General features: G+C 60.4%; 3 rRNA genes. All 3 read right to left on the reverse strand.

The features are described from left to right. Positions 1-47: 47 nt before the first annotated feature. Positions 48-164: ribosomal RNA gene (gene rrf / locus KIH73_RS10595) — 5S ribosomal RNA — on the reverse strand. 191 nt (positions 165-355) lie between these two features. Beyond that, positions 356-3,416: ribosomal RNA gene (locus KIH73_RS10600) — 23S ribosomal RNA — on the reverse strand. A gap of 397 nt (positions 3,417-3,813) precedes the next feature. Further along, a 16S ribosomal RNA gene (locus KIH73_RS10605) occupies positions 3,814-5,339 on the reverse strand. The 16S, 23S and 5S rRNA genes sit together here, the layout of an rRNA operon. Positions 5,340-5,454: the final 115 nt, after the last annotated feature.

Below are 5,454 nucleotides of genomic sequence, written 5' to 3' on the forward strand. Positions count from 1 at the left end.
AGGGAGGGGAGGCACCGTGGTGGTGTCTCCCCTCCCTTGGAAGTGTGATGCGGCGGCGTGCTACTCTCCCACACCCCATCGGGTGCAGTACCATCGCCGTGCCAGGCCTTAGCTTCCGGGTTCGGAATGGGACCGGGCGTCTCACCTGGGCCATGGCCGCCGCAAATCTTTTCGGTTCTCGTCCCGTCCCGTGGGGCGGGGGATGGCATGGTGTGGTGGTTCGGGGACCGGACGGCGGACGCGAGCGGAAAGGACTTCCCACTGCTTGGTATCGTGTGTGGTCATGATGCGCTCCCTGTCGTCCGGGAACGCCGGCCCGAAGGCCGCGCCGCCCCCAGCCCGTACGGGTTGGGGAAACGGTTGCCGTTCGACTGTTAGTACCGGTCAGCTCCACCCCTCGCGGGGCTTCCACGTCCGGCCTATCAACCACGTGTTCTGCATGGAGTCTCCAGCCCCCCGAAGGAGGCAAGGAATCCTAATCTTGGAGCAGGCTTCCCGCTTAGATGCTTTCAGCGGTTATCCCTTCCGAACGTAGCCAACCAGCCGCGCCACTGGCGTGACGACTGGCATACCAGAGGTTCGTCCACCCAGGTCCTCTCGTACTATGGGCAGGTCTCCTCAGGATTCCAACGAGCGCAGAGGATAGAGACCAAACTGTCTCACGACGTTCTGAACCCAGCTCGCGTGCCGCTTTAATCGGCGAACAGCCGAACCCTTGGGACCTGCTCCAGCCCCAGGATGCGACGAGCCGACATCGAGGTGCCAAACCATCCCGTCGATATGGACTCTTGGGAATGATCAGCCTGTTATCCCCGGGGTACCTTTTATCCGTTGAGCGATGCCGCGTCCGTACACCGGCACCGGATCACTATCTCCGACTTTCGTCCCTGCTCGACCCGTCAGTCTCACAGTCAAGCCCGCTTGTGCGATTGCACTCGACACCCGATTGCCAACCGGGCTGAGCGGACCTTTGAGCGCCTCCGTTACTCTTTGGGAGGCAACCGCCCCAGTTAAACTACCCGCCAGGCACTGTCCCTGGGCAGGATGACTGCCCGAGGTTAGACATCAAATGAGAACAGAGCGGTATTTCACCTACGGCTCCACACGAGCTGGCGCCCGTGCTTCGAAGCCTCCCGCCTATGCTACACAATCCGCACCTAATGCCAATACCAAGGTATAGTAAAGGTCCCGGGGTCTTTTCGTCCTTCTGCGCTTAACGAGCATCTTTACTCGTACTGCAATTTCGCCGAGCTCCTGGTCGAGACAGTGGGGAAGTCGTTACGCCATTCGTGCAGGTCGGAACTTACCCGACAAGGAATTTCGCTACCTTAGGATGGTTATAGTTACCACCGCCGTTTACCGGGGCTTGAATTCACCGCTTCACCCCGAAGGGTTGACGGATCCTCTTAACCTTCCGGCACCGGGCAGGCGTCAGAGCGTATACAGCGACTTACGTCTTCGCACGCTCCTGTGTTTTTGGTAAACAGTCGCTACCCCCTGGTCTGTGCCACCCCCAACCGCTCCCCGGGCAAGCCGGTTCACCGTCGGGGGTCTCCCTTATACCGAAGGCACGGGAGTAATTTGCCGAGTTCCTTGACCAGGATTCGCTCGATCGCTTTGGTATTCTCTACCTGACCACCAGTGTCGGTTTGGGGTACGGGCGGCCGGCAGCCTCACGCCGAAGCTTTTCTCGGCAGCCAGGATCACCGGATTCGGCCCCAACGGGCCCCATCATCGCACCTCGGACTCATGCGGGACGGATTTGCCTGCCCCGCGTCCTGCGTGCTTGACCACGGAAAACCACCTCCGCGGCCGGCTACCTGTCTGCGTCACTCCTGCGCTGACCTACCGGGGCTACGGTCCCAACCACACACCCCTCGCCGCCCCGAAGGACGGTCCGGGATGAGCGGGAGGTTAGTGCTCACCCTTTCGGTTTGGGCGGCTGCAAGCCGGTACGGGAATATCGACCCGTTCATCCATTCGACTACGCCTGTCGGCCTCGCCTTAGGACCCGACTCACCCAGGGACGATGAACGTGGCCCTGGAACCCTTGGTCATCCAGCGGGCGGGATCTTCACCCGCCTCTCGCTACTCATGTCTGCATTCTCACTCCCCAGCAGTCCACGGCGCGTTTACACGGCCGCTTCGCCCCGCTGGGGACGCTCTCCTACCCAGTGCAATGCACTGCCGCGTCTTCGGTGGTGTGCTTGAGCCCCGCTACATTGTCGGCGCGGAACCACTAGACCAGTGAGCTGTTACGCACTCTTTCAAGGGTGGCTGCTTCTAAGCCAACCTCCTGGCTGTCTATGCGACTCCACATCCTTTCCCACTTAGCACACGCTTGGGGACCTTAGACGACGATCTGGGCTGTTTCCCTTTCGACGACGGAGCTTATCCCCCGCCGACTCACTGCCGGGATACGCATCACGGGTATTCGGAGTTTGGCTGCTATTGGTACCCGATATGGGCCCGCAAGCATCCAGTAGCTCTACCCCCCGGATGTAATCACCCGACGCTGCACCTAAATGCATTTCGGAGAGAACCAGCTATCACGGAATTTGATTGGCCTTTCACCCCTAGCCCCAGGTCATCCCCCCGGTTTTCAACCCAGGTGGGTTCGGTCCTCCACGCGGTCTTACCCGCGCTTCAACCTGCCCAGGGCTAGATCATCCCGCTTCGGGTCCAGGGCATGCGACTAAAACGCCTTGTTAGGACTCGCTTTCGCTACGCATACGCCACACGGCTTATGCTCGCCACACACCACTGACTCGCAGACTCATTTTTCGATAGGCACGCCGTCACCCCACAAGGGGGCCCCGACGGATTGTAGGCGCACGGTTTCAGGAACTGTTTCACTCCCCTCCCGGGGTGCTTTTCACCTTTCCCTCACGGTACTAGTACGCTATCGGTCAGACAGGAATACTTAGGCTTACCCAACGGTCTGGGCGGATTCACGCGGGATTCCACGGGGCCCGCGCTACTTGGGAGACACGATCGGGAGACGACGCGCGTCCGGCTACGGGGCCATCACCCTCTGCGGCCGGGAATTCAATCCCGTTCGCCTGACACGCCGTTTTATCACTCCCGCCGGGCTCGTCGGCACCCGGACACATGCTCCCGCAACACCACGCACGCAACCCCCGACGGGTATCACGCGCGCATGGTTTGGCCTGATCCGCTTTCGCTCGCCACTACTCACGGAGTATCCTTTCCTGCAGGTACTGAGATGTTTCACTTCCCTGCGTACCCCCCGGCAAAAGCCGGTGACGACCCATGACGGTCGCCGGGTTCCCCCATTCGGAAATCCTCGGATCAAAGCCCTGCTGGCGGCTCCCCGAGGCTTATCGCAGCCTCACACGTCCTTCATCGGTCCTGTCTGCCAAGGCATCCACCATACGCCCTTGGCAAGCAACGCGCTAAACGCCGCAAGCCAACAAGCCAGCAAACACCGGACAACAGATCTTCGCACATAATGATCACAAAACGATCCAACGAAACGAACCAAAAAGTTCGTCCGAAAAAATACAGTAAACAAGAAAAATCACTTTCTTGCTCGCGTCCACTATCCAGTTCTCAAACCACCACGCACCCGCACCCGCCACGACACCCCCACGACAGGGGGCCGACGGGCCCGGGGCACGAACCGCACCACGACCAACGATCGCGGGGTGGCGGTCCGGGAGCCCAAAAGCGCGTCCATACCACCGAAGCCAACGATCTCTTCCACACCAGCACACCCCCCGGCCACGCGACCACCGCGCGGCCCCGAGGGCACACACCGGACGCGAAAACCCGCGTCCTGAATCTCCGTAGAAAGGAGGTGATCCAGCCGCACCTTCCGGTACGGCTACCTTGTTACGACTTAGTCCCAATCACGAGCCTCACCTTAGACGGCTCCCCCCCGCGAACGGGTTGGGCCACCGGCTTCGGGTGCTGCCCACTTTCATGACTTGACGGGCGGTGTGTACAAGGCCCGGGAACGCATTCACCGCGGCGTTGCTGATCCGCGATTACTAGCGACTCCGCCTTCACGCAGTCGAGTTGCAGACTGCGATCCGAACTGAGACCGGTTTTCAGGGATCCGCTCCATGTCGCCATGTCGCATCCCGCTGTACCGGCCATTGTAGCATGCGTGAAGCCCTGGACGTAAGGGGCATGATGATCTGACGTCATCCCCACCTTCCTCCGAGTTAACCCCGGCGGTCCCCCGTGAGTTCCCGCCATGACGCGCTGGCAACACGGGGCGAGGGTTGCGCTCGTTGCGGGACTTAACCCAACATCTCACGACACGAGCTGACGACGACCATGCACCACCTGTGAACCCGCCCCGAAGGGAAGCGCCGTCTCCGACGCCGTCGGGAACATGTCAAGCCCAGGTAAGGTTCTTCGCGTTGCATCGAATTAATCCGCATGCTCCGCCGCTTGTGCGGGCCCCCGTCAATTTCTTTGAGTTTTAGCCTTGCGGCCGTACTCCCCAGGCGGGATGCTTAACGCGTTAGCTCCGACACGGAACCCGTGGAAAGGGCCCCACATCCAGCATCCACCGTTTACGGCGTGGACTACCAGGGTATCTAATCCTGTTCGCTCCCCACGCTTTCGCTCCTCAGCGTCAGTAACGGCCCAGAGACCTGCCTTCGCCATTGGTGTTCTTCCCGATATCTACACATTCCACCGTTACACCGGGAATTCCAGTCTCCCCTACCGCACTCCAGCCCGCCCGTACCCGGCGCAGATCCACCGTTAAGCGATGGACTTTCACACCAGACGCGACGAACCGCCTACGAGCCCTTTACGCCCAATAAATCCGGATAACGCTTGCACCCTACGTATTACCGCGGCTGCTGGCACGTAGTTAGCCGGTGCTTATTCAACGGGTACACTCACTCTCGCTTGCTCCCCGATAAAAGCGGTTTACAACCCGAAGGCCTTCATCCCGCACGCGGCGTCGCTGCGTCAGGCTTTCGCCCATTGCGCAATATTCCCCACTGCTGCCTCCCGTAGGAGTCTGGGCCGTATCTCAGTCCCAATGTGGCCGGTCGCCCTCTCAGGCCGGCTACCCGTCGAAGCCTTGGTAGGCCATCACCCCACCAACAAGCTGATAGGACGCGACCCCATCCCATGCCGCAAAAGCTTTCCCAGCATCCCATGCGGTCAGCTGGAGCATCCGGCATTACCACCCGTTTCCAGGAGCTATTCCGGTGCATGGGGCAGGTTGGTCACGCATTACTCACCCGTTCGCCACTCTCACCCAAGGCCGAAGCCCCGGGATCCCGTTCGACTTGCATGTGTTAAGCACGCCGCCAGCGTTCATCCTGAGCCAGAATCGAACCCTCCACAAAAAACCTTGCGAAAAGCCGAAAAACGACTCACAACAAAATGACGGGACATCCTATAAGGAAGGACGTCCACACAAAAACCCCGACACCCCATGAACCGCGCTAACGGACCCCCAAA

Source organism: Bifidobacterium phasiani (assembly GCF_019331775.1).
GTDB classification, from domain to species: domain Bacteria; phylum Actinomycetota; class Actinomycetes; order Actinomycetales; family Bifidobacteriaceae; genus Bifidobacterium; species Bifidobacterium phasiani.